Annotated in this window: 25 protein-coding genes, 1 tRNA gene and 1 pseudogene; 17 read left to right on the forward strand and 10 right to left on the reverse strand. The window is 38.1% G+C overall.

Annotation, left to right across the window (positions count from 1 at the left end; all coding sequences use genetic code 11):
- Positions 1-23 precede the first annotated feature (23 nt).
- Positions 24-725, reverse strand: coding sequence for a Crp/Fnr family transcriptional regulator (locus DXB52_RS08190; protein ID WP_117890555.1), 702 nt, complete (start codon positions 723-725; stop codon positions 24-26).
- Positions 726-1,088: 363 nt separating this feature from the next.
- Between DXB52_RS08190 and DXB52_RS08195 the strand changes: the two genes are divergently transcribed.
- The 3 genes from DXB52_RS08195 to thiD all read left to right on the forward strand — a co-directional run bounded on the left by DXB52_RS08195 (position 1,089) and on the right by thiD (position 3,318).
- Positions 1,089-2,210 (forward strand): PD-(D/E)XK nuclease family transposase, encoded by a 1,122-nt coding sequence (locus DXB52_RS08195; RefSeq protein ID WP_020437189.1) that lies wholly within the window; start codon positions 1,089-1,091, stop codon positions 2,208-2,210.
- Positions 2,211-2,319: 109 nt separating this feature from the next.
- Positions 2,320-2,390, forward strand: a tRNA-Gly gene (locus DXB52_RS08200).
- A 118-nt stretch (positions 2,391-2,508) separates the two neighbouring features.
- Entirely contained in the window at positions 2,509-3,318 is an 810-nt protein-coding gene (gene thiD, locus DXB52_RS08205) for a bifunctional hydroxymethylpyrimidine kinase/phosphomethylpyrimidine kinase (RefSeq protein WP_020437190.1), read from the forward strand.
- A 38-nt stretch (positions 3,319-3,356) separates the two neighbouring features.
- Here the strand turns inward: thiD and DXB52_RS08210 are convergent, their stop codons facing one another.
- Complete coding sequence (locus DXB52_RS08210) at positions 3,357-4,217, reverse strand: sensor histidine kinase (protein ID WP_226875726.1); 861 nt, start codon at positions 4,215-4,217, stop codon at positions 3,357-3,359.
- A 49-nt stretch (positions 4,218-4,266) separates the two neighbouring features.
- On the opposite strand from DXB52_RS08210, the gene DXB52_RS16995 reads away from it, so the two are divergent.
- Entirely contained in the window at positions 4,267-4,404 is a 138-nt protein-coding gene (locus tag DXB52_RS16995; protein ID WP_227159267.1) for a hypothetical protein, read from the forward strand.
- A gap of 271 nt (positions 4,405-4,675) precedes the next feature.
- Here DXB52_RS16995 and DXB52_RS08215 read toward each other — a convergent pair whose 3' ends face one another.
- Positions 4,676-5,395: a LytR/AlgR family response regulator transcription factor gene (locus tag DXB52_RS08215; RefSeq protein ID WP_118106926.1), complete on the reverse strand. Its 720-nt coding sequence runs from the start codon at positions 5,393-5,395 to the stop codon at positions 4,676-4,678.
- Between the two features lie 203 nt (positions 5,396-5,598).
- On the opposite strand from DXB52_RS08215, the gene DXB52_RS17000 reads away from it, so the two are divergent.
- From DXB52_RS17000 to DXB52_RS08230, 5 genes are all read left to right on the forward strand, one after another.
- On the forward strand, positions 5,599-6,171 hold the full coding sequence (locus DXB52_RS17000; protein WP_472520042.1) for an RICIN domain-containing protein: 573 nt from the start codon (positions 5,599-5,601) through the stop codon (positions 6,169-6,171).
- Positions 6,172-6,314: 143 nt separating this feature from the next.
- On the forward strand, positions 6,315-6,989 hold the full coding sequence (locus DXB52_RS17005; RefSeq protein WP_472520043.1) for an RICIN domain-containing protein: 675 nt from the start codon (positions 6,315-6,317) through the stop codon (positions 6,987-6,989).
- A complete protein-coding gene (locus DXB52_RS08220; RefSeq protein WP_270371343.1) occupies positions 6,917-9,691 on the forward strand; it encodes an MBG domain-containing protein in 2,775 nt (924 codons plus the stop codon). Before DXB52_RS17005 ends, DXB52_RS08220 begins: the two co-directional genes overlap by 73 nt.
- 196 nt (positions 9,692-9,887) lie before the next feature.
- Positions 9,888-10,667, forward strand: a complete 780-nt coding sequence (locus tag DXB52_RS08225) for a DUF2238 domain-containing protein (RefSeq protein ID WP_055158343.1) — start codon at positions 9,888-9,890, stop codon at positions 10,665-10,667.
- A 20-nt stretch (positions 10,668-10,687) separates the two neighbouring features.
- Positions 10,688-11,980 (forward strand): chloride channel protein, encoded by a 1,293-nt coding sequence (locus DXB52_RS08230; protein ID WP_055146305.1) that lies wholly within the window; start codon positions 10,688-10,690, stop codon positions 11,978-11,980.
- A gap of 4 nt (positions 11,981-11,984) precedes the next feature.
- Here the strand turns inward: DXB52_RS08230 and DXB52_RS08235 are convergent, their stop codons facing one another.
- Positions 11,985-12,398 carry a potassium channel family protein gene (locus DXB52_RS08235; RefSeq protein WP_055146302.1) on the reverse strand — a complete coding sequence of 138 codons (414 nt, stop codon included), beginning with the start codon at positions 12,396-12,398 and terminating at the stop codon, positions 11,985-11,987.
- A pseudogene (locus tag DXB52_RS08240) lies at positions 12,395-13,761 on the reverse strand (MATE family efflux transporter). Before DXB52_RS08240 ends, DXB52_RS08235 begins: the two are co-directional and overlap by 4 nt.
- Before the next feature lie 161 nt (positions 13,762-13,922).
- On the opposite strand from DXB52_RS08240, the gene DXB52_RS08245 reads away from it, so the two are divergent.
- The 6 genes from DXB52_RS08245 (at position 13,923) to DXB52_RS08270 (ending at position 17,605) form a co-directional block, all read left to right on the forward strand.
- Positions 13,923-14,129 carry a helix-turn-helix domain-containing protein gene (locus tag DXB52_RS08245; RefSeq protein WP_005341250.1) on the forward strand — a complete coding sequence of 69 codons (207 nt, stop codon included), beginning with the start codon at positions 13,923-13,925 and terminating at the stop codon, positions 14,127-14,129.
- Between the two features lie 349 nt (positions 14,130-14,478).
- On the forward strand, positions 14,479-14,811 hold the full coding sequence (locus DXB52_RS08250; protein WP_117497740.1) for a DUF3784 domain-containing protein: 333 nt from the start codon (positions 14,479-14,481) through the stop codon (positions 14,809-14,811).
- A gap of 48 nt (positions 14,812-14,859) precedes the next feature.
- Complete coding sequence (locus DXB52_RS08255; protein WP_117542213.1) at positions 14,860-15,492, forward strand: GyrI-like domain-containing protein; 633 nt, start codon at positions 14,860-14,862, stop codon at positions 15,490-15,492.
- Positions 15,493-15,585: 93 nt separating this feature from the next.
- Positions 15,586-16,023 carry a radical SAM mobile pair system MarR family transcriptional regulator gene (locus DXB52_RS08260; RefSeq protein ID WP_117497744.1) on the forward strand — a complete coding sequence of 146 codons (438 nt, stop codon included), beginning with the start codon at positions 15,586-15,588 and terminating at the stop codon, positions 16,021-16,023.
- The gene (locus DXB52_RS08265; protein WP_117542214.1) at positions 16,020-16,709 is read left to right on the forward strand and encodes a radical SAM mobile pair protein A; all 690 of its coding nucleotides are present in this window, start codon (positions 16,020-16,022) and stop codon (positions 16,707-16,709) included. Before DXB52_RS08260 ends, DXB52_RS08265 begins: the two co-directional genes overlap by 4 nt.
- On the forward strand, positions 16,697-17,605 hold the full coding sequence (locus DXB52_RS08270; RefSeq protein WP_117542215.1) for a radical SAM mobile pair protein B: 909 nt from the start codon (positions 16,697-16,699) through the stop codon (positions 17,603-17,605). The genes DXB52_RS08265 and DXB52_RS08270 overlap by 13 nt, the downstream gene beginning before the upstream one ends.
- A gap of 166 nt (positions 17,606-17,771) precedes the next feature.
- Here the strand turns inward: DXB52_RS08270 and DXB52_RS08275 are convergent, their stop codons facing one another.
- Positions 17,772-18,125, reverse strand: coding sequence for a cupin domain-containing protein (locus DXB52_RS08275; protein ID WP_117495883.1), 354 nt, complete (start codon positions 18,123-18,125; stop codon positions 17,772-17,774).
- 142 nt (positions 18,126-18,267) lie between these two features.
- On the opposite strand from DXB52_RS08275, the gene DXB52_RS08280 reads away from it, so the two are divergent.
- The gene (locus DXB52_RS08280; RefSeq protein WP_117497750.1) at positions 18,268-18,600 is read left to right on the forward strand and encodes a winged helix-turn-helix transcriptional regulator; all 333 of its coding nucleotides are present in this window, start codon (positions 18,268-18,270) and stop codon (positions 18,598-18,600) included.
- A gap of 138 nt (positions 18,601-18,738) precedes the next feature.
- Positions 18,739-18,939: a DUF3990 domain-containing protein gene (locus DXB52_RS08285; protein ID WP_227159271.1), complete on the forward strand. Its 201-nt coding sequence runs from the start codon at positions 18,739-18,741 to the stop codon at positions 18,937-18,939.
- A gap of 234 nt (positions 18,940-19,173) precedes the next feature.
- Here the strand turns inward: DXB52_RS08285 and DXB52_RS08290 are convergent, their stop codons facing one another.
- From DXB52_RS08290 to DXB52_RS08305, 4 genes are all read right to left on the reverse strand, one after another.
- The gene (locus DXB52_RS08290) at positions 19,174-20,211 is read right to left on the reverse strand and encodes a YeiH family protein (RefSeq protein ID WP_118106927.1); all 1,038 of its coding nucleotides are present in this window, start codon (positions 20,209-20,211) and stop codon (positions 19,174-19,176) included.
- Positions 20,212-20,333: 122 nt separating this feature from the next.
- Positions 20,334-21,920, reverse strand: coding sequence for a response regulator (locus DXB52_RS08295; protein WP_118106928.1), 1,587 nt, complete (start codon positions 21,918-21,920; stop codon positions 20,334-20,336).
- Positions 21,920-22,756 carry a histidine kinase gene (locus DXB52_RS08300; protein WP_181989183.1) on the reverse strand — a complete coding sequence of 279 codons (837 nt, stop codon included), beginning with the start codon at positions 22,754-22,756 and terminating at the stop codon, positions 21,920-21,922. The genes DXB52_RS08295 and DXB52_RS08300 overlap by 1 nt, the downstream gene beginning before the upstream one ends.
- 155 nt (positions 22,757-22,911) lie before the next feature.
- Entirely contained in the window at positions 22,912-23,718 is an 807-nt protein-coding gene (locus DXB52_RS08305; protein ID WP_118106930.1) for a cache domain-containing protein, read from the reverse strand.
- Positions 23,719-23,843 lie beyond the last annotated feature (125 nt).

Raw genomic sequence — 23,843 nt, forward strand, 5'->3', positions numbered from 1 at the left:
CCCTCCTTAAACATAAGTTTGGATCAACCGTTTACGTAAAAATCAATATCCTGTTTCATCTGAAGATATTGGGCCTTGGTAATCACGATCTTTCCTTTATTCAGCGTCAGAAGATTCATCTCTTCCAGCTTTCTGATGTTTCTGTCCAGAGTTTTAATAGAAATCCCCACTTCTTCGGAAATGCGCGCTCGTGTCTGGTTGAGTACCAGAATCTCCGGTGCCGGGATCTTTTGTTCATATTTACGGACTAGATGAACCATTAATCGGTCTTTTCCTTCCATAAACAGATATTTCCTGGCTTCCGCAGTTTGCAGAACGAGGCGGCTGATATTTTCCTGTGTTCTCATGAACAGTGCATCAACATCCATATGCATCCACTCCATATAATAAATAGATGGAATGGCAAGCAGCCGGCATTTTGTTGAAGACAGAATGCTGATCCGGTATCTTGGAAGTCCGGCAAAACATTCAATCTCACCAAAGAAGTCACCTGGTCCAAAGTCCTTAAAGAAATAAGATTTCTCATGCATCGGCCATTCGACTCCGGTTACTTTCCCTGATAAAATGATGTATATGTACTTGCATTCTTCTCCGGCTTTGATAAAAGTCTGGTCAGCTTCCACATCAATCACGGACATGTAATACTTGACTTCCTCCGTACAGTTTCTGAAAAGCCGGTTCATATATTCCTGCTTTTTAAGTGGTAAGCTATTAAATAAATCCACGAATCTTCCTCCTCCTTTTTATTCATTATAGAGAGAAAAGGTGATACATTAAAAGGCCATGTGACATTTTTTCTCCGCTTTTTTGAATTATGGCGTTTTGGACAAAAAATGACTATAAATTAACAATATTATAACGTTTATTTGGTGAAAATGACAGTTGGAATTGAAAAAATATTGATTTTTGAAGTTATCTACAGATTATCAACAAAAAAGATGAGTTATAAACAAGAAACACATTGCAATTAAAAGTGAACTGGGATATTCTGAGAACATACCAATTCATGAAGTTGGTGTTGGACATTCTTTATTTTAAACATCGCATCAAAATAAAAGATGAAAAACAAATTACAAAACTATTTTCCAATGATCAGAACCAAAGGACAAGTGCTTGAAGAAATTCGCAATAGCCCGGAAATGTGGAAGACATTTTGTGGATGGGAAGAAAAATACCAACAGGAATATCTTGACATTTGCACTGGGGTGAAAGGTGTAAAACTTCTCTATGATACCTATTTTAAAGTTATTATGAATCCGGACACCAGACCTGAAAGGTTAAATGATTTTCTATCAGAAATATTAGGAAGAAAAATTAGAATCTTAAAAGTACTTCCGAATGAATCGGCGCGTATTGCAGCGGAGAGTTCCTTATTGATTATGGACATTGTTGTTCAGTTTGAAGATGGTAGTATAGCAAATGTTGAAGTACAAAAAATGGGATATTTATTTCCCGGACAGAGAAGTGCCTGTTATTCTTCCGATTTATTGTTACGACAGTATAAACGAGTGCGCGCAGAATTAGGAAATTCATTTACTTATAAGAGAATTCAGAAAGTCTATACAATTGTATTATTTGAAAAGAGCAGTGCTGATTTCCGCAGGTTTTCGAAAGAAATATATATTCATCATTGCGAACAAAAAAGTGATACAGGAGTAGAAGTGAATTTACTGCAAGAATATACTTTTATATGTCTTGACATTTTTGGTGACATCATTCAAAATGAAAACAGAAAGATAAAAAATAGATTGGAAGAGTGGCTCGTATTTCTTAGTCAGGATGATCCGGAGATGATTATTAAACTTTTGAATCAGAATTCGGATTTTCAGAAGATTTATGAAGAAATCTATACACTCTGTCTTAATATGGAAGGAATGATGGAGATGTTTTCGAAAGAACTTGAGATTTTGGATCGCAATACAGTGAAGTTGATGATTGACGAGATGGAAGAAGAATTGGCACAAGTAAAGGCAAGTGTTGCAAAACAGGTCGAAGAACAAGTGGCAGAGAAAGTAGCCGAACAGGTGGCAGAGAAAGTAGCCGAACAGGTGGCTCAAGCGAAGGAGAACATTGCAAGAGAATTAGAAGAAGAGAAGCAGAAGATAGAAGAAGAAAAGCAAAGAACGGAAGAAGAAAAACAAAGAGCTGATAAAGCAGAAGAGGAAAATATGAGATTAAGAAAGAAATTGATGGAATTGCAAAAATTGTAATAAGGTAGATACGAAAAATCTAAAGTATTTAGAAAAATTTAAATTTGTGCTTGCATATCTCTGGCATGTATGATAAGATATAACTCGTGTCAGAGATAACACAAGACACGCGGGTGTAGTTCAATGGTAGAACACCAGCCTTCCAAGCTGGATACGTGGGTTCGATTCCCATCACCCGCTTTTTTTGTACCCATTTTGAACTGTTCAGAGCCAAGCGGATGTTTAGATGAAATGTGCAGCATTTCGGAAAGTGGATCTGGATGGTTTATTTTATTTATAATAGAAGGAGGACGAGAACATGAAAACAGCAATTACAATCGCCGGAAGTGACTCTAGCGGAGGCGCAGGAATCCAGGCTGATATCAAGACAATGATCACCAATGGAGTATATGCAATGAGTGCGATTACTGCATTGACAGCGCAGAATACAACAGGTGTTACTTCTATATTAAATGCAACACCGGAATTTTTAGGACAGGAGCTTGACAGTATCTTTACAGATATCTATCCGGATGCCGTAAAGATCGGGATGGTTTCAGATAAAGAACTGATCAAAGTTATTGCAGCGAAGCTACGTCAGTATGAAGCAAAGAATATTGTAGTAGATCCTGTTATGGTAGCAACAAGCGGAGCGAAGCTGATCAGTGATGATGCGGCGGATACATTGAAGGAAGAATTATTCCCGCTTGCAAGTGTACTGACTCCGAATATTCCGGAGGCAGAGGAGTTGATCGGAAGAAAGATCACAAGTGCAGAAGAGATGATCGATGCGGCGAAAGAAATTTCAGAAAAATATCACTGTGCAGTACTTTGCAAGGGTGGACACAACTTGAATGATGCGAATGATCTGCTGTATGCAGATGGAGTGTATCGCTGGTTTAACGGAAAAAGAATTGATAATCCGAATACTCATGGTACAGGTTGTACATTGTCTTCTGCGATTGCTTCTAATCTTGCAAAAGGATTCTCATTGGAGGAATCTGTAGAGCGTGCGAAAGAGTATATCTCAGGGGCACTTGCAGCAATGCTTAATCTTGGAAAAGGAAGCGGTCCGATGGATCACGGATTTGCAATTAAAAACGAATATATAAAAGAAGCGAAAGACTGATCAAAAGCCCTTCGCTTTACATATTAAAGAGGAGAAACCTAAGGAGTAGCACGAAGCATGATCTTTGCGGTAAAGACTCCATTTTCATAAGTGAAATCACAAGAACCATCGTTCTTTTCTGCTGTTCTGCGGACGGATTGGGTACCAACCCCAAGTCCCGTTCGCTTGGTGGAATGGAATAGATGGTCTTTTTCTTTGATATTTCCATCAAAATTATTCTCAACCCGAATTAAAAGAATAGAAGCAGAATGTTGATAGATTTCCAACGATATCCGCTGCTGCGCAGCGGCAGTTTTGCGACTGGCTTCCAATGCATTTTCTAATAGATTGGAAAGAATAAGACAGAGATCCATTTCATCTACGGAAAGTTCTTTTGGAAGATCAACACGGGCATCAAATGGAATTTCTTCTTTTTGGGCAAGTGCATAATAATATCCGATTACGTTATCAACAGACTGATTTTCACAGAAGTGATAATCAAGGGTGGGAATTTTATCCAATGCATTTTGCAGGTATTTTTTGATCTTTTCTAAATCACCGTCTTTGGCCATAGCAGATAGTTGTATAAAATGATGACGAATATCATGTCGAGCCTGTCTGGCTTCTTCTATCGCACTTCTTAAATTCTCATATCGTTCCTGTTGTACAGAAAGAAAAAGATTTTCCTGCTGAAGTTTTTTGTTTTTATTCAGGATATTAGCCATCATTAAAAACATCGAGTAAAATAATGCAAGGATGAGTAGAAGAGCATAAACAATCACTATGTATCCACGCAGAAAACGCTGTGTGTGCAGGATGGTGTTATATTTTGGAATCAAAGCAAGGTTCAATCCGATGACCAGAACCGGGAGAATCCAGAAAACATACCAGGTCTGAGCAAGATTTTCATCTTCTACCATTTCTTTGACGGAATGGGAGGCTGGATACCATATGAGAAGGACGAAAAGAATGCAGAAAAGATTATACAGGATTCCAAAAGTAGAAAAATCGGAAAATGCAAGGTGTTCAGAACCAAAATTCAACATTGCAGAAGCAGCTCTGGAAAGGCTGTTAAAGCAAGAAAAAACTGCACAGACGGCAAGATAGATGCTGACAGATTTCCAAAGTGAAATTAACAAAGTGCTATGATATAGAATAAATAGAACAAATAAAAGAGGAAGAAGAACAGATCTTGTTGACAAATGAAATCTATGGCATGCAAAACCACAAAAACAAGAACATATAATAAGAAGCGGAAGTATCCAGACAGCCAGCTTCTTAGGTGTTTGCTTCAGAGATGATCTTACCGGCAGATAGGCAAGCAGCATACCAGGAATCAAAACTGTAAATTCTAAAGTCTGGAAAATTAAAGTCCACATCAAAATCCCCCCTTTTGAAATAGATAATCCATAAAGTGTTGTCGTGCAGGTTTGCACAGTTCTCTGCTGACAACAATCTTGCTTCCATCGTCTAAAAGAAACATTGTTCCGTCAAAATCAACAGCATGTTCCATGTTGATGATCGTCCCTCTGTTGCAGATAAAAAAGCGGGAATCTTCTTTTAATGGAGCAGTAAAAGTCCCAAAAGACTGTCGGATGACAAGTTCTTTTTCTTTTGTTGTATGAATATGGATCATATGAGAAAAATGATCCGCGTGAATGATCGTTTTAAATGGTATCTGAAGATCACTTCCATTTACTTTCACTGTCAGTTTTTTCTCCGAAGCCGGAATCCGGGACAGGATTTCATCGATTAAAGAAGCCAGTTCTTCTTCCGTATAAGGTTTTACCAGATAATGCATGGCACGTACTTTAAAACCTTCCAGTGCATGATCCAGAGATGTTGTAGTAAAAATCAACAGACAGTCTTTGTTGGTATTTCTAAATTCACGGGCGATTTCGATTCCATTTGCCCCGTTCATATAAATGTCCAGAAATAAAACTGTGAAGTCATGTTCTTTTGAAGCCTTGAGAAATGCTTCACCATTCTCATATTCATAGCAATGAAACTCTACATTTTTCTGATTTAATATATTTTCTAATCGTGTTCGAAGCAGAATACGCTCTTCGGCAATATCATCAACAATAGCGATTAACATACGAATATCCTCCCTGATTTGTATCTATTCAAAATAAATACAAACGTTTTGACATAGGATTAGTATACCACAGAATAACGATTCGTGCCATTTTCAGACAGTTCATGTCAAAAATATTGAACAATCTGGTATCAAAAATATAATAAGAAGAAATATGATTGCCGATAATATAGCAAAATACAAATGAGGAGGAAAAAACGGATATGAAAACAATAAAAAGGATAATGGCAGCACTCATATGTATGACGATAGCACTTACAGGGATTCCAATCAGTGTAAAAGCGGCGGATTCAAGTGGAAGTATGTCAACAGAGATGGAGACAAATAGTGAATTATTTATTACACTAGAAGAGAACAAAGACTATCGCTGGAACGTAAATGATGATGCAGGGAAAAATAGTGTTGTTCATTTGGATACTTCAGAAGGAAATAATTGTCGTTTCCGTTTAGATCATATAGAAAAGGAATGGTATGGGATTAAACATATTAAAGTAGATGGAACGGATCGTTTTGCAGACGTGGATGGTAAAAGTAAAGACAGCGGTGCAGTACTTCATTTATGGGAGTCTTCAGACAGTGAAGTAAAGGGAAATAATCACCGCCAGTTTGCCTTTTATTATATCGGTAATGATGCAAATGGAAATGCGAGATACTATATTAAGAATAGAAACAGTGGAAAATGGATCGGATATGAAGGAAAACTGAATAATAATAATCCGAAAATCATCCAGACAGATGAGAGCAACAGAAAAGTCTGGCTGATCACAAATCCGTAGTTCCACTCACGGGAAAAGAAAGTCAGGTTTTAAAAGAAGAAGATACAAGTGCTATTTGTGAAATTCATGAAGCAGGAAAACTTGATGCTTTAAATAGAGTAAGCAATCTGTCAGCTCCAGGATCTCATCCAACATTTCAAGTAATGGGAATAACCAGTAAATGGAAATTGAAATGGAAATCAGAGTATCATGCTTATCAAATAGATGCGGTCTCTGATGGTGAAAGCACAACGAATCTATCTTTAGATGTAGAAGGAGAATCAGGAAAACTTAATGCAAGTGTGAACGTCTGGACGACTGAAAAATTTGACAGGAATCAGAATACAAGTCAATTGTGGCGATTTTTTAAGCAGAAAGATGGTACGTATAAAATTCAGAATGCCAGAACTGGATGGTATATCGAAAATAGCGTCCCAACTTTAGTGTTTGGGAAAAAGGGAATGAATGTAGAGTTATCTATTTTAGCAGGTAATACAGCTGCAACAGCTTACAGTTATGCGAATGAATGGATGGCAGGCATTCCAGATGAGGCACTACTGTCTTCTGTTAATATTCCGGCAACACATGATACCGGAACAGCAGGGGTTGTGGATGATTTAGTTCCAAGTGTATCCATTACATCCTGTCAGAATCTTTATTATGATGAACAGTTAAATATGGGAGCACGCAGCTTTGATATCCGTGCAAATGCGACAAAAAATGATGCTTCTGCAGCAGACGTAAAGATTGTACATGGAGGCGAATTATGGCAGTGTCAGGAAAAAATGGAAGTGATCTTACATTACAGTCAATCCTCAATACTTCCCTCGGTTTCTTAGAGAAGCATAAGTCAGAAACAGTCATTCTTACAGTAAAATCAGATGCCGGTTCTACAATTGGATTAGAGCATGCGGTAGCTGAATTTATTGAAAAAAATAAGGACAAGGTCTACAGTGGAGGGGATATCCCATCAATGAAGGAAGCAAGGGGAAAAATCATATTTCTTCGAAGATTTAATCTAACCAAGAACTACGACAGTTCGGTTGAACGTGCGATGGGATTTAACCTTACGAATTGGGATGACATAAAATATAAAGATTATAAATATGCGTACAAGTTATATGATGATGGAAAAAATCATGTGTATATTCAGGATGCATATAATACATATGGAAGTGAGAAGTGGCCGTATATATTAGAAACGATGAAGCAGACAACAGGACAGAATACAAGCCATCCGATCGAGTACAATTCTTGGGTATTTAATTATACTTCTTGCTCACGAGGAGCACCGTTAGGATTGACACAGGAAATTAATCCGAGATTATTTAAAGACGAAGACAATTGTATTGATAACCGATTCCTTGGAACAGTAATGCTTAACTTTATTGATGATCCAATGTCACGGTTGATCTATGAGACAAACAGTAACATGATATTTGAACCAAAACTTCCGACACCGGAGGTAGAAGTTGAATACGGTCAGACATTGGCAGAAGCTACATTGAAAGGGATTGAAAATGCACCGGCAGGAACCTGGAAATTTGAAGATGCAGCTCATGTTGTGACAGATCAGGAAATAGCAGATCAGACCAAATTTGAACTGACCTTCCAGCCGGCAGATAATAAAAAATACAAAACTGTTACTATGTGGGTTCCGGTAAAAACAGTGAATAAGTCAGAAGTGATCACAGCCTATCTCGGATATGAAGAAATTTCCTATGGTGAAATTCCGAAGATGTCATACGTTGTTTCACCAACGGAAACACTGAGCGTAGACGAAGTGGAAGAACTTTTTGCAAATGTTACGGATGAAATGAGAATCCGGGAGACAGGACAGTCATTAAATGAGACAATCGATGCAGGAAGCTATAAGATTGATTGTCCGGAAACAGTAGGCGGATTCAAGGTGAACTGGATTCATTTGAAAGAATATGATCTTAATATCAATCCAGTGAACACAACAGAAGCAACAGGTTCCAAAATCAGTACAGCAGAAAATACGACATTAGAAAATGGCGCAGTTAGTAGTTCACAGAGAATCGTTGTTCGTGCAGAAAAGAAAACAAAGACATATGGAGATGCGTTGACCAGTGCAGATCTTACATTTACGATCAGTGATTCAGAAAGGGCGAAACTTCTTCCGGGAGATACTGTTGAAAGTCTCGGACTGACATTGAAAGCAACAACCATCGAACCGGAAGATATTCTGAGAGGAAGCACAACAGATGCAGATGGAGATGACATTCTTGGCGCATATGGCAATGAAGGAAGATATGTTATCCTGAAAGATAATGTGACAAATACAAATTATGATGTTGTAGTTCTTCCGGCATTCCTTAACGTATCACCAAAGGAAGCGGAGATAGAATGGAATGCAGCGGCACAGTATACATATACAGGAAATGCATGTGGAATAGAAGCAAACGTGAAAGCAGACAGCCTTTTGGAAAATGATAGCTGTGCAATTAAAAAACTGCTGAATGCAGATCATACAGAAGTTGGAAATTACAAGGCGCTTGCAATAGGTCTGACCAATGAAAACTATATCTTTTCCGGCAAAAACCGCGTGCATCTATGGGAATATGAGATTTTGCAGGCAGATCCGGAAGTGACTTTCCCGGCAGCAGAAGTGATTTATGGAGACAGCTTAAAGAAAGCAACACTTTCCGGTCAGTCGGGAGAAGGTGTATTCCGTTTTGCAGACGATACGACAATGCTTACAGTAGCAGAGGATCAAAGTGAACAAGAGATGATCTTCACACCGGCTAATCCGAACTACAAGACAGTTACATCAAATATTCCTGTAACAGTAAAATCAAGAAGCATTACGATCAGACCGGACCGTAAGGAGAAAGAATATGGACAGACGATCACAGAGTATACCTGGTCGATCAGTGATGGAAGTCTGGCAGGGGAAGACTTACTGGATGATCTGAATGTGAATGTATCACTGACAGCAGGAGATGCAGAGAAAGAGAGCTGTGAAGTTGGTACTTATGAAATAACAGAAAAGGCTCCAACAACAGTAGAAAATCAAAACTATGTGGTTATATTTGAACCTGGAATATTGATCGTACAGCCAAAACCGGTAGATGTTGTATGGAATACAGACGGAACTATCATCTATACAGGAAAAGAAGTGAATGTCACAGCAGAATTATCAGGAGTACTGTTTAAAGATGAATGTAAGGCAGTAGTAGAAGATGGAAACGCTGTGGAACCTGGAAAATATACAGCAAGTATTGTCGGATTGACAGGCGAGCAATGTTATAATTATGTGCTTCATGGAGATGATGATGAGTATCAGATGGAGTATCAGATCGTGAAGAAAGAAGAAACAAAGAATCCAACCGATTCAAAGGAAACATCGACAGGTACTGCAGGAAAGAAACCAACAGGAACTTCAGCGTCAGGAAAACAGGTGAAAACAGCAAAGACAGGAGACAGCATCAGCTACCTCTGGATTCTGATGATTGCGGGATCAATTGCAGTGATCGGTGGAATGATTTATGTTATTAGAAGAAGAAAACAGAAGTAAAATTAAAGTGAATCTATAAACGATAGATAGAAAGGTGTCAGGCATATGGGGAAGGTGTTATTTTAAGCTTCGGCCTGACACCTTTTATTGAAAAAAAGGTGAAATTAGTATATTATGAAAACAGATGCCGTATATCCTAAACATGCAATAAAAAGTGCTTTTGACCGCATGCGTTGAGAGAAAAAGGAGGGTGAAAATGAGTGAATTAAGTAAAAAAGCAAGAAATAGAACAAGAGTCCAAATGGTACTGACTATGTTGGTTATTGTCTCCATTATCAGACAATTCTTTCTTGGAAACTATCACAATATGTTTCTTGGAATTTTAACATTGATTTTATTTATGGTACCACAGTTTATTGATAAGAAACTTGGAGTGACAATTCCGGTTGGCTTGGAAACGGTTATTTTGATCTTTATCTTTTCAGCAGAGATACTTGGAGAGATCAATGCATTTTATGTAAAGATTCCGGTATGGGATACTATTTTGCATACAACGAATGGATTCCTGATGGCGGCAATCGGGTTTGCGCTGATTGATTTATTCAACCGAAGTGATCGATTTTCAATTAAGATGTCCCCATACTTTGTGGCATTTTTTGCATTTTGTTTTTCAATGACAGTTGGTGTTTTGTGGGAGTTCTTTGAATTCAGTATGGATTGGTTTTTCGGATTGGATATGCAGAAAGACTGGATCGTTCCGGCAATCAATTCAGTGAAGCTGAATCCGACAGGAGCAAATATCCCAATCCATGTAGATGTCCAGTCCGTTGTGATCAACGGTGAGACTTGGAATCTGGGCGGATATTTAGACATTGGAATCGTAGATACAATGAAAGATCTTATGGTGAATTTTGTCGGAGCTGTTGTATTTTCTGTAATTGGAATTTTATATTTGAAACATCGTGGAAAAGGAAAACTGGCAGCTTCATTAATTCCGCAGGTAAGAGATACGGATGCAGAAACGTCTGAAAAATAGAAAACGTAAAGGACAGATCGATGAACAGTCAAAAAGAAATTAGAAATATAAAGATAAAAAATCAGTTGGAGCTCTGGCTGTTCTGTGCAATTATCGGTGCAGTTGCCGGCGGATTGGTCTGGGCGCTTTTGAAGATCATGGCAGTCGGGATGAATCTTATCTGGGAATGGATTCCGGAACATTTTGTATTTCCATACTATACAATAGCGGTCTGTGTGATCGGTGCATTTCTTATCGGTGTCTTCCGGAAGATGTACGGAGATTATCCGGAAGAAATGGAAACTGTTATGGCAAAAGTGAAAACAGAGAAGCATTATGATTATAAAAATATGCTTGTCATGATGATAGCAGCAGTGCTGCCGCTTTTGATCGGAAGCAGTGTGGGTCCGGAAGCCGGGCTTACCGGAATTATCGTCGGAATGTGTTACTGGGCAGGAGATAATCTGAAGTTTGCCAGACAGCATGCGAAGGAATACTCCCAGATCGGGGTAGCAGCATCCTTAAGCGTTTTATTCCATGCTCCGCTATTTGGTTTGTTTGAAGTGGAAGAAAATACTTTAGAAGAGAGTAATTCAGAACAAACTGTCGTTCCGGCAGGAATTTCATCAAAGATATTTATTTATGGAATCGCAATTGCAGCAGCAACAGGTATTTATGCAGGGCTCTCAGCAGTATTTGGTTCAGGACTTTCCGGCTTTCCAAGTTTTGAGGCAGTTGAGATTGGAAAGATGGATTATGCACTAATACTTCTCTATATTATTGCAGGATGCGTGCTGGCCGTTTTTTATGAAAAGACACACCAGATAACAAAGAAAACTGCAGGAAAGGTACCGGCAGTTTTTCGAGAAGTTCTCGCAGGAATTTGTCTTGGGATTTGTGGAATGTTAATCCCGGCAGTTATGTTTTCGGGAGAAGAACAGATGGGAGTGTTGATGAAAGAGTATAGTCAATACCTTCCGTTAGCACTGATCGGAGTTGCATTTTTGAAAGTGCTTCTCACAAATATTTGTATACAGTTCGGTTTGAAGGGAGGGCATTTCTTCCCGGTTATCTTTGCAGGTGTATGCATGGGATATGGCGTGGGAATGCTGATCTGCGGAAATGCAGAGAGCCATCTGGTTTTCGCATCTGCAATTGTTACAGCAGCACTTTTAGGTGGAACGATGAAAAAGCCGTTGGCGGTTACAATGCTTCTGTTTCTATGCTATCCGGTGAAATTGTTCGTATGGATTTTTGTGGCTGCGGCAGCAGGCAGCAAATGTCTATCCTTATTTGATAAGAAAAAAGTGGAAAATAAAAATTCCGTTGAGTGAGAACTCAGCGGAATTTTTTTACCCTTTTTGAGATGTCTTCCAGTTCTTCTTTGGAAAGCTCCGGGAGACGCTCTAATTTATCCAGGAACATCATTGCCGTTTCACGACGCTGCATCTCTACGATCTGTCCGTAATAATTGACAACAACACCGGTAACGATTGCAACAACAAAAATCGTGTAGATTGTGACGAGTACAGAAACCAGTTTGCCAACGAAAGTCATTGCGACAATATCGCCGAATCCAGCGGTAGAAAGTACCGCATAGCAATACCAGAGGGCATCACCATAGCGGTTGATGTCGGGCTCTACCAGCTGAATGATGGCAGCGGATACAAAGAGAAATACGATATAGCCGGAAAGAATCTGGGTTGCTTTGGTGCGTTTTAGGATCATCCATAAAAGTTTTAGTTTTTTCATACTTTCCCCCTATTCAGAATTCCGTTGAAGCGGCTCATGAATGTGATTGTTGTGATCGCGGCTGCAACAATATCACTGATCGGTTCTGCAAGAAAGACTGCAAATACCTTATCCTGAATAAAGAGTGGCAGGATAAAGATCAGCGGAATCAGCAGGATCAGTTTTCTTAAGCAGGCGAGCAGCAGACTGACCTTTGCCTGTCCCAATGCCATGAAACTTTGCTGACATGCAACCTGGAATCCGAGGGAGAAAATACCCGCCATATAGATTCTCAATGCCCATGCGGTATAAGTGATCAGATCCGTATTATTGGAAAAGATTCCTGCAAACAGCTTAGGAAACAGTAGCATGATCAGCCAGAAACAACTGGTGAAAATCGTACAAACCTTAAACTGTGTAAAGAAGGCTTTTTTTACACGCTCTTTATTGCCGGCACCGAAGTTATAACTCATGATTGGCTGACCACCCTGGCAGATTCCCTGCAGTGGTAATGTAGCAAGCTGGCTGACACTTGTGATGATCGTCATGGCTCCAACAGCAAGGTCTCCACCATATCTTGACAGACTGGAAGTAAAGCTGATGGACAGAATACTTTCTGTGGACAGCATGACAAAAGTGGAAATGCCAAGTCCAAGACAAGGCAGGATAACGTCCTTTTGTAATCTGAAATTTTCTTTTCTAAGATGAAGGATCGTCTTCTTTCCGGATAAGAAGCGAAGAATCCAAATCGCACCGACAGCCTGACTAAAACAGTGGCAAGTGCTGCACCTCTTACACCGAGATGGAATACGAAGATAAAAATCGGATCAAGAATGATATTGATCACAGCTCCGATCACAGTAGTCATCATACTGATCTTGGCAAATCCCTGTGTTGTAATAAATGGATTCATTCCCATTACGATTAAGACAAAGATACTTCCAAGGATATAGATTCTTGCGTATGTTACTCCATACGGCAGTGTCTTCTCGCTGGCACCAAAAAGTGTCAACAGCTGTGGCGCAAATGTAAAGAAGACTACAGTAAGTACGACAGCCATAAGGATGAGAAGTGCAAAACAGTTTCCAAGAATTTTTTCAGCTGTTTTATTATCTTTCTTTCCCATAGATATCGCAGCACGCGGAGCACCACCGGAACCTGCAAGCATAGCAAAAGCGTTGATCAGCATAAGGATCGGTGTAAATAATCCAACGCCGGTTAATGCCGCGGCTCCAACACCGGAAATGTGTCCGATATAGATTCGGTCTACAATGTTATATAGAAGATTGATGATCTGGGCGACAACCGCAGGAATTGCAAGCTGTGCCAGAAGGCGTGGGATCTTTTCAGTCTCCATCGCCTGAGAAGTCGATTTGCTATTCATATCTGTTTACTCCTAAATAGTTTTAAAATCAAAGAAGATTATACATCTCATGTAATGGAAAAATCAATAAGAAATCAAAAATTACAGGCATTCAACCTAACGAAATCGTGATATAATGATATAATCAAAATATATTTGAATGAGAAATATGGAGGTAGCTTATGGGCGTAAGTTATAACAGATTGTGGAAAATGCTCATAGATAAAAATATGAAGCGAATAGAGATGCAGTACCTCACCGGGATCAGTGGAAACATTCTTGCCCGGATGGGAAAAAACCAGTATGTATCAATGGAGACGATTGAGAAGATCTGCAAGAAACTGGACTGTACCGTGGATGAGATGATGGAATTTACAGATGATGAGTAACAGGAGCAGGTATGTCAAATTATTAAAACTGGCAGAATGCGTCAGAAGTCGAAAAAAGAAATTGAAAAAAGATAACACGCCGGATACGGCATAATTCTCTTAGCAAAGCTAAGAGCGCACTTCTATACAGGCAATTACATTTGCCTGTATCGTGCGACCTGCGGTGCTATCCCTGATTTGGGAAAATCTCAATCCGGGAATTAAGCGAAATCAGAGATTTCGTACAAGGGAATCCATTCCCTTGCGGCACAGGTGCCTATCCCTGAAGTTTGTGAGTGAATACCTCAGATACAAACATATGGGGTGAAAGAAAGCGTGAAATCGGAATTTCGTGGGAGGTGTTATACAAATGAAACTGGCAGACTTATCAACTGGACCAGACTGGGTAGTATATGTTGGATTTATAATATTTGCTGTACTTTCCATAGTTTTGATTTCTGGACATGGAAGTTGGTTAATTTCCGGATATAATACAGCTTCAAAAGAAGAAAAGGCAAAATATAATGAAAAAAAGCTATGCAGAACAATGGGAATTGGAATGTCTGTTATAGCAATTCTTCTATTAAGTATGGGAGTGTTTGAAAATATTTTACCAGCATTTTTTGTGTATATTGCATTGGGTATTATTTTAGCTGATGTTGTGATAATTATTGTTTTGGGAAATACAATATGTAGAAGGTGACAAATTTCGACTTGTGGACTTTAACAACTCGGTATTTTGGAGGTTATTATGGCTTTTGATTTTAAGAAAGAATTTAAAGAATTTTATATGCCTAAGAATAAACCAGAGATTGTAAATGTACCTAAGGCAAATTATATTGCAGTTAGAGGAAAAGGCAATCCAAATGAAGAAGGTGGGGCATATCAACACGCAATCAGTATTCTATATGCTGTTGCATACACATTAAAAATGAGTTACAAGACCGATTATAAAATTGAAGGCTTTTTTGAATATGTTGTTCCGCCATTGGAAGGTTTTTGGTGGCAGGATGATGTTGTGGGTGTAGATTATACAAATAAATCTGCTTTCAACTGGATTTCTGTTATTCGTTTGCCTGATTTCATTTCTAAAGCTGATTTTAACTGGGCGGTAGAAACAGCAACGAAAAAGAAGAAACTCGATTGTTCGTCAGCAGAATATCTTACGATTGATGAAGGATTATGCGTTCAAATTATGCACATAGGTTCTTTTGATAATGAGCCAGCAACCGTTGCTCTTATGGATACTTATATAGAACAAAATGGGTATCTCAATGATATTAACAAAGATAGATTGCACCACGAGATTTATATGTCTGATGCAAGAAAGGTTGCTCCAGATAAATGGAAAACTGTAATTAGACATCCGATTAAGAAAGCGTAAAATCGGGATTTACTTCTACTTAGACATACAAACTGTTGACAGTAAAACTCCTATATAGTATTATTTGGTAAAATACTATATAGGAGTTTTTGTATGAAAATGAATGGCGGATTTCTTGTTACCAAAATAAAACAACTTGGAGATCGAATCTTTGAGAAGATTCTCAGCGAAAAGAATATTGATGCGTTTAACGGAGCTCAGGGGCGTATTCTTTACGTACTGTGGCAGGAAGATGGAATCTCAATCAGGTCACTCTCGATTAAATGTGGATTAGCGATAACTTCTCTTACTACGATGCTGGAAAGAATGGAAAATCAAGGGCTGATAAGACGCGTTCAGTCTGAAACGGACAAAAGGAAAACACTTCTGTTTCTGACTGAAAAAGCACATGCCTTAAAGGACGAATACGATTCTGTATCTGATAAAATGGGCAGTATTTACTACAAAGGTTTTTCGGAGGAAGAAATTACCCAGTTTGAGGAATGCCTCGACCGTATCAGAAAGAATCTTGAGGAGTGGCAGAAATCATGAGTATTTGTATCAAAGATCAGATTCAAAACATGAATATCGTTATCGGATGTACAGTGGGGTGTGCATATTGCTACGCCCGCAATAATGTGAAACGCTGGCATATGATTGATGACTTTGCTGACCCTGAATTCTTTCCGGGTAAGCTCAAGATGATGGAAAAGAAACGTCCGCAGAACTTTCTTCTTACCGGCATGAGCGATCTTTCCGGCTGGAAGTCAGAATGGAGAGGCGAGGTATTTGAAAAAATCCGTGAAAATCCACAGCATCAGTTCCTGTTCCTTACAAAGAGACCAGATCTGCTGGATTTTGATACAGATTTGGAAAACGCATGGTTTGGTGTTACGGTGACGAGAAAAGCAGAACTGTGGCGTATTGACGCACTACGGGAAAATGTCAGAGCAAAACACTATCATGTTACCTTTGAGCCGCTATTCGACAATCCAGGTTCAGTTGATCTTTCCGGGATCAACTGGATCGTTGTCGGCACCATGACTGGAGTTCAGAGCAGGAAGGTTCATACGGAGCCGGAGTGGGCATGGTCTCTGACAAATCAGGCGCATGTGCTTGACATTCCGGTATTTATGAAGGAAGATCTTGTCCCTATCATAGGGAATGAAAATATGATTCAGGAAATGCCAGATGAATTCAATAAAGTGTTGGAGGTACAGAGATCATGGCAGAAGTAATAAATGGAATCCTCATTAATGAGGCGGAAACAAAGAACATCATGACCAAGTCCAGTCTGCCTGTAGGCGGTTACTCGGTCAATCCATATGTAGGCTGTACACACGCCTGCAAGTATTGCTATGCCTCTTTTATGAAGCGCTTTACCGGACACAAGGAGGAATGGGGCACTTTCCTTGATGTGAAGCATTGGCCGGAAATTAAGAATCCGAAGAAATATGCCGGACAGCGGGTGGTCATCGGTTCTGTGACAGATGGCTACAATCCACAGGAGGAGCAATTCGGGAATACCAGAAAACTTCTGGAGCAGCTGATCGGCAGTGACGCAGATATTCTGATCTGCACAAAGTCGGATCTTGTGGTACGGGATATTGATCTGCTGAAGAAGCTTGGACGAGTAACCGTTTCATGGTCAATCAACACACTAGAGGAAAATTTCAAGAACGATATGGACTCTGCTTCTAGCATTGAGCGCCGTATCGCTGCTATGAAGCAGGTATATGAAGCAGGTATCCGTACAGTCTGTTTCGTATCCCCGGTATTCCCCGGTATCACAGATTTTGAAGCAATCTTTGAGCAGGTAAAGGATCAGTGCGATCTGTTCTGGCTCGAAAATCTCAATCTTCGAGGCGGTTTCAAAAAGACAATTATGGATTATATCGCTGGAAAATATCCTGATCTTGTACCACTTTATGACGAGATCTATAACAAGCATAACCGCAGCTACTTTGAAGCACTTGAAGTAAAAGCTGAGGAAATGGCTAAGAAGTATGATTGTCCCTTTGTGGATAATGAAATGCCTTATGGCAGAGTCCCGCAGGGACATCCGGTGATCGTAGATTATTTCTATCATGAGGAAATCCGAGGGACAGAGAATACAGGAAAAAGAAATCGTTAATCTAAACGAAAATTAAACTGATGATGGTGGAGAGATTTATTTATCGCCATTTGAAATCGAGAAGTTCTTGTTTGAAAAATAGAGAAATTGTAAAATTGAAGAAAAAAGAAATGCACAGTTCTTAGCTTATCGGGAGCTGTGCATTTTTGTAAATAAATACTTTTAATTAGCCGATTACGGCGTCCTCTGCTGTAAAATGTTCCAGAGAATTTTCTTTTACCTGAATGCAGATATAAGTAATTCCGGAAATATCGGATGCAAAAAACTGACGCTTTGCAGCAGGTGCGATTTTTAGCCAGTCTCCAGTTGAAAGGCTGATTTCTTCTCCATCAATTATGGCTTTGCCGTTACCTGAAAGAATTCCATAGATTTCTTCATTTTCTTTATGAGAATGAACAAATGGGACATTTGCTCCTGCAGGTAGTTCGTTTAAACTGATTTCTGCACCTGTTAAAGACAACTTTTCATGCAGCTCAATTCGGTTTTCCTTTCCAATAGTTGTTTTTGTGTAATTTGTCATAATAATACCTCCATAGTTGATTTGTAGTTTCTAATTACATGGCATTAGTATAGTGTGAGACACATACAAAAACAAGTACGCACCTTTTTGTAACTGTACACTCAAAATTGAATGTGTTACAATCGACTTGGAGGTGAGAATTATGCGAGCAAAAGAAGAATTACCGGAATGCCCAGTTGCAACAGCAGTATCTCTCATCGGAGGAAAATGGAAACTGCTGATTTTGCGTAACTTGAAAGAGCGTCCATGGAGATTCAATGAGCTACAACGAAGTATAGATGGTATTTCACAAAAGGTTTTGACGGATAGTTTAAGGCAAATGATGAGTGATGGACTGGCATATCGCCACGATTACCATGAACAGCCACCGAGAGTTGAATACGGATTAACGGAACTCGGAACAAAAATGCTTCCAATTGTTAATTCACTTGCTGACTTTGGTAACTACTATAAATCACTTATTGAACAGAAATAAGTACGTTAGTATTTGAAAAGCTCGAACAATTGGGATTTGAAAGTGAGATGTATTTTATGAAAAAGAAGATTATATTAACAATAGCATTTGTTATTAGTTTATTACCAATGTTATTAAACCAATATGGTGGAATGAAAGGTGTACAAGAGATTAGTGCTTAAGTTAAAAGACGGATTTGTTCTCTATCATGGAAGTTATTGTGAAGTAAAAGAGCCAGATCTTGCCAAATGTGCAAAGAGAAAAGATTTTGGGCAGGGATTTTATTTAACTACATCCAAGGATCAGGCGATAAGGAAGCAGACGATTTCTGCATCAGACAGTTGCTGCCCAATAAACTAAAAGATCAATATTGCTTCAAAACAGAAGCCGCTATTAAGTGTCTGAAATTTGTGAAAGGACGGAACAGAGAATTATCGCCGCACTCCTGAAACGGTCACAATGGAAATTCATTTCAATTTAAAACCAATACCGGAGCTTGGAACCATCGAAAGAGGTTCCGGCTCCCATAAATTAGAAAATCTATCAAAATTTAATCTATTTTAACCTTTTCAAGGCTCATTTCGAGCCAATATTTTACCATATATGCATTACATGCTGCATTGCAAGGCTGACTACTGTAATACCAACCCAGCAGGAAGCACCGAGAAGGATTGGCTTTCCACCAGATTTGATTAGTTTCACAACATTGCTGTTCAGACCGATCGCAGCCATAGCCATGATAATGAAGAATTTAGACAGTTCTTTCAGCGGAGCAAATACATCCGCACTTACCCCAAGACTCATGCATACAGTTGTAATGACAGCCGCAATGATAAAGTACAGGATGAACATTGGAAATGCTCTTTTTAAGCTGAACTTACCGGATGCTTTGCCGTCTTTTGCGGCTGATTTTGCACGAACCAGTGAGAGCACAAGTGTGATCGGAATGATGGCAAGCGTACGTGTCAGTTTAACTGTGACAGCAGTATTAAGTGTCTCACTTCCAAGACTCCACATGCTGTCCCAGGTAGAGGCGGCAGCAGTTACGGATGAAGTATCATTGATCGCAGTTCCGGCAAAGACACCGAAAGCATTTCCGCTAGTTGTGTCGAAGCCGAGTGCATTTCCAAGCACCGGGAAAAGTACAGCAGCGATAACATTGAAGAAAAAGATAACAGAAATCGCCTGTGCGACTTCTGTGTCATCGGCGTCAATGACAGGCGCTGTAGCAGCAATCGCAGAACCACCGCAGATGGAAGAACCGACACCAACAAGGATAGATGTGTTGGAAGGAACGTTCAGTACCTTGCGGAGCAGCCATGCAATGATCAAAGAGGTAGAAAGTGTACTGATGATAATAGGAAGAGACTGCTTTCCTGTCTGTAAGATAACTCCGAGATTCATGCCAAATCCAAGCAGAACAACAGCAGTCTGTAAAATAATTTTAGATGTCCATTTAATTCCTGATTCGGCTGTTCCTTTTTCAGTCCAAAAGCAGGTGATCACCATTCCGGCGAGAATCGCAATGACAGGTCCGCCGATTACCGGGAATGCTTTTCCAATCAGCCAGGATGGAATCGCAATCAGAAAGCAGACCAGAATTCCTTTGAAATTTTTTTGAATAAAATTCATGATAGTTTCCTCTCTTAAGTTTTTTGTTACTGTCGGCACTATGGGCGTCAGCAACTGTATTTTTATGAAACAATTATAGATTATAACACTGATAAACAATAAAAAAAAGTATATAAATTCTACTATCTATAGGATGAAGGTGTCTGTCCGGTTTTCTTTTTAAAACAAGAACTGAAGTAGTATTGATTTGAATATCCTACTTTCGCACTTATTTCTTTTAGTGAGAGGTTCGTATTTTTCAATAGATTACAGGCCGTTTCAATCCGAATATCTGTGATTACATCCGAAATATTTTGCTGGCGTTGTTTTTTAAACAGAGCACTAAGATGAGCCGGACTAATATGAACATTGTTAGCAATTTCATTTAGACATAAGGTGTTGTCTTGATAATGTTGGTGTATATAATTGATAGTAGCAGTACAAACATGTTCTTGACGACTCTGTGCTGAAAGATTAATTTTATCAGATATTGTCTGGCATAAACTAGAAAGCCATTGGAAGATCTCAGTACTTGTTGAAAAAGAGTCAAGGTGTTGATAGGTTTTAATAATGTCTTTTTCCATGTCATTGTTTCTAATGCCCATATCGCAGAGAAATTTTAGTAAATGCCCCAAAAGCTGATAGATACGTATAAATATAAACTGTTTGTTTTTGTAGTTTTGTGTTAATTCTTCTGAAAATGAAAGAATCCACTTTTCTATTCCGTCCAGGTCATTTTCGCATAAAAGCTGTATTAACTTTTCGTGACCGGAAACTTCATATAATTCAGCAGAGTAATCGTTGTCTATAGTATCACCAAGTGTAAATATGTTTTTCTGTGGAAAGAAAAAACGGTATTCCAGTGATTTTAATGCATTGGAATACGAAACAGATAAAGTCCACAAGTATTTGACGATGTTTCCTATTCCGATATTTAATTCGAAAAAGCTGTTTTTATAAAGTTGCAATAATTCTGTTAACAGATCATAAGACGTATTATAGAAGTATTTCTGATTAGAATAATTGTGAGCGATTACCAATACGATTTCGTCAAAACTTGTTAAAGTATGAATCAGTGAAAAGTGCTCATTGAAAAGTTCTTTTATGGTATCAGACATACTCATTAGTTTTATGTGATACTCTTCAATGCCTTTTTTTTCTTTGATGTCTGTTGCATTTTGTATTTGAATTACAATGGCCTGATAATAATGATAGTCAAGATTCAACTGAAGATAATCGGCATAATTTGAAAGTGTATATCGAGCTTCATCACTTGAAGATTGTATTAATTTATGAAAAAAATTATCGATCATTATAGGGCGGCTTTGTTTTAATATTTCAAGATTCCTCTGTTCTTTATTAAGCATACTAAGAGCATTGCGAATGATTTTCTTTAGATAAGAATAATCAAGCGGTTTTTCTATATAGTCAAATGCACCGAGTCGTATAGCTTGTTTGGCATATTCAAATTTATCAAATGCACTGATAAGTATTATTTTTATAGATGAATTAATCTTTAGTGCATTTTGTGCAAGAGATAAACCGTCTAATTGTGGCATTTCTATATCGGAAATAATTAAATCAACCATATTATTTTGCAGATAATCAAGAGCCTGCTGTCCATCATAGGCTTTGCAAGCGACTTCTGCATTTAAATCAGACCAGTCAATGTTGTGGCAAATACCATCAACAGATATATGGTTGTCATCTATAATCATAATTTTGTACATTAGTAGTCCTCCAGTAATTGCGGAATTCTTATATAAATTGTGGTTCCAGTATCTTTGTTGCTTTCAACTCTGAGTGTACCATGTCCCTGTAAAGAGGAACATATACGTGAATTAATGTTACTTATACCGAAATGTTTTTCGTAGTGAATTTGTTTGGAAACAATACCTTCACGGAGTTCATTTAGTTTCTCAGGAGACATACCAATTCCATTATCAGAAATCATGATTTCTATCATATCATCATCATATCTAATAGAAATATCGATATGCATATGGATTCCATTTCCTTTAAAACCATGTTGAATCGAATTTTCCAATATAGGCTGTAGTGTGAACTTACAAATAAGAAAGTTTTCTATTCCTTCTTCCATATCTATATTCCAATCAAATAAATTATCTTTACATAATGCTTCCATTTCCATATATAATTGTGCAATTTCTAATTCTTTTTTAATAGGAATCAGATCATTGGAGGTGCGTAACAATCCTTTATAAAAAAGCGATAAATCAGCAAGCATTTTATTCGCTTTCGTGATTTCACCAAATGACAACAAATTTTGAACAGATGCTAAAATATTATATAGGAAATGAGGATTGATTTGTGATTGCAGCAACTGATAATTTAGTTTTTCCTCTTGTATTTTTAATTGAAGGTTATTCTCAAAGCTTGAATTCAATTCTGAAATCATGTTAGCACAGGTGACGGTTAGTGAATCTATTTCATCCAAGTGAGTTGAAGAAGATGGAACTAACTTGTCGATCTGCGTCGAATCTATGACATCGTCCATTTTGATTTCCGACATAGAATGAGACAAATGATTGATTTTATTTGTCATTTGATCAGCCACCCAGATAATTGAGAGCATAGTCAGAGGGACAATAATCATGAAACAAATGAAAATCATTTTTACGAGAAAGGATGAACTTTGGCGTATATAATAATCAGGAGTTTCAGTAACAAGAAAGAGCTGGTTATGTACCGGTGTGGAAATTATCTCACATTTATCATATGAGAATGTGAGAGTCTCAAGTTTTGTGTGATTGCATGAAGTTTTTCATTGGATAAAGAACCCCCAATTTGTTTCTTATCTGTGCTTGATAATACAACACCCTCGGAATTTATTATATAAGAAAGAGAAGGATTGCCTTCAGAAAATGTGTTTAAGTAGTTGCTTAATTCTTCACTTGTTATGTGAACAGCCAAACAAGTTTTTTGTGAATTGATTTTTGCATACCTATAGCAGGAGAGTACTCCGGAAGGTTCTTCACCTTTGCTGACCATATAAGGGAAGTTAATGTCTTTGCGAAAAATCCAATTAGGAGTAAGCCCCTGTTTTGAAAAATCGCTCAACTGTACCTTATATTTTTTAAGATCTGATAAAGAACAGAAAGTAAGCCCTTCTTTTGAAGCAAAAGTATCATCAGGTAAAAAGATATTTACATGATAAATATTAAAAGAATCAGCTATTGAAGCAATATTATTCCGAACCGCAGAAAGTTTGTCGAGATAATTTGACATAGGTTGCTCTGCTGTTGTACATAACATACATAAATTAAAATGAATAGAATCTTCTAAATTTTCTATTTGAGTCATTCGATTTTCAAGCAGGTGCTGATTTTTTTCACAAGAAATTGCTGTTTCTTTCAGAATCTTGTCTTTAGCTATATTATAAGATATTTTATAAGATATTGTTCCCAATATAAGAAGGGGAAGTATGGCGCAAAGAATAAAGCAAATGATTAGTTTTAAGCGAAAGTGTTCTTTTATAGTATTGATTAGTGACGTAAATAGCTTCATATTATGGAACCGCTCCTTTCAGCTTCATTCTAATAAAAGAAATAATAAAACGCAATAATTTGATTTGAAAAAATAAAAAAATTATAAAGTATGCGCAAAATAATATATTTATTTTTAAAGCATTA

Source organism: Ruminococcus sp. OM04-4AA (genome assembly GCF_003462585.1).
GTDB classification, from domain to species: Bacteria; Bacillota; Clostridia; order Lachnospirales; family Lachnospiraceae; genus Mediterraneibacter; species Mediterraneibacter faecis.

Bases quoted from the DNA above. Each gene is read 5' to 3' on its own strand.
- DXB52_RS08290 (WP_118106927.1), bottom strand. From the start codon at position 20,211: ATGAATTTTATTCAAAAAAATTTCAAAGGAATTCTGGTCTGCTTTCTG.
- DXB52_RS16995 (WP_227159267.1), top strand. From the start codon at position 4,267: ATGCAGAAAAGATTATACAGGATTCCAAAAGTAGAAAAATCGGAAAAT.
- DXB52_RS08195 (WP_020437189.1), top strand. From the start codon at position 1,089: ATGATCAGAACCAAAGGACAAGTGCTTGAAGAAATTCGCAATAGCCCG.
- DXB52_RS08295 (WP_118106928.1), bottom strand. From the start codon at position 21,920: ATGTACAAAATTATGATTATAGATGACAACCATATATCTGTTGATGGT.
- DXB52_RS08210 (WP_226875726.1), bottom strand. From the start codon at position 4,217: ATGGTAGAAGATGAAAATCTTGCTCAGACCTGGTATGTTTTCTGGATT.
- DXB52_RS17005 (WP_472520043.1), top strand. From the start codon at position 6,315: ATGGGAATAACCAGTAAATGGAAATTGAAATGGAAATCAGAGTATCAT.
- thiD (WP_020437190.1), top strand. From the start codon at position 2,509: ATGAAAACAGCAATTACAATCGCCGGAAGTGACTCTAGCGGAGGCGCA.
- DXB52_RS08265 (WP_117542214.1), top strand. From the start codon at position 16,020: ATGAGTATTTGTATCAAAGATCAGATTCAAAACATGAATATCGTTATC.
- DXB52_RS08215 (WP_118106926.1), bottom strand. From the start codon at position 5,395: ATGTTAATCGCTATTGTTGATGATATTGCCGAAGAGCGTATTCTGCTT.
- DXB52_RS08300 (WP_181989183.1), bottom strand. From the start codon at position 22,756: ATGACAAATAAAATCAATCATTTGTCTCATTCTATGTCGGAAATCAAA.
- DXB52_RS08235 (WP_055146302.1), bottom strand. From the start codon at position 12,398: ATGAAAAAACTAAAACTTTTATGGATGATCCTAAAACGCACCAAAGCA.
- DXB52_RS08260 (WP_117497744.1), top strand. From the start codon at position 15,586: ATGAAAATGAATGGCGGATTTCTTGTTACCAAAATAAAACAACTTGGA.
- DXB52_RS08275 (WP_117495883.1), bottom strand. From the start codon at position 18,125: ATGACAAATTACACAAAAACAACTATTGGAAAGGAAAACCGAATTGAG.
- DXB52_RS17000 (WP_472520042.1), top strand. From the start codon at position 5,599: ATGAAAACAATAAAAAGGATAATGGCAGCACTCATATGTATGACGATA.
- DXB52_RS08230 (WP_055146305.1), top strand. From the start codon at position 10,688: ATGAACAGTCAAAAAGAAATTAGAAATATAAAGATAAAAAATCAGTTG.
- DXB52_RS08305 (WP_118106930.1), bottom strand. From the start codon at position 23,718: ATGAAGCTATTTACGTCACTAATCAATACTATAAAAGAACACTTTCGC.
- DXB52_RS08255 (WP_117542213.1), top strand. From the start codon at position 14,860: ATGGCTTTTGATTTTAAGAAAGAATTTAAAGAATTTTATATGCCTAAG.
- DXB52_RS08270 (WP_117542215.1), top strand. From the start codon at position 16,697: ATGGCAGAAGTAATAAATGGAATCCTCATTAATGAGGCGGAAACAAAG.
- DXB52_RS08250 (WP_117497740.1), top strand. From the start codon at position 14,479: ATGAAACTGGCAGACTTATCAACTGGACCAGACTGGGTAGTATATGTT.
- DXB52_RS08220 (WP_270371343.1), top strand. From the start codon at position 6,917: ATGGCAGTGTCAGGAAAAAATGGAAGTGATCTTACATTACAGTCAATC.
- DXB52_RS08280 (WP_117497750.1), top strand. From the start codon at position 18,268: ATGCGAGCAAAAGAAGAATTACCGGAATGCCCAGTTGCAACAGCAGTA.
- DXB52_RS08245 (WP_005341250.1), top strand. From the start codon at position 13,923: ATGGGCGTAAGTTATAACAGATTGTGGAAAATGCTCATAGATAAAAAT.
- DXB52_RS08225 (WP_055158343.1), top strand. From the start codon at position 9,888: ATGAGTGAATTAAGTAAAAAAGCAAGAAATAGAACAAGAGTCCAAATG.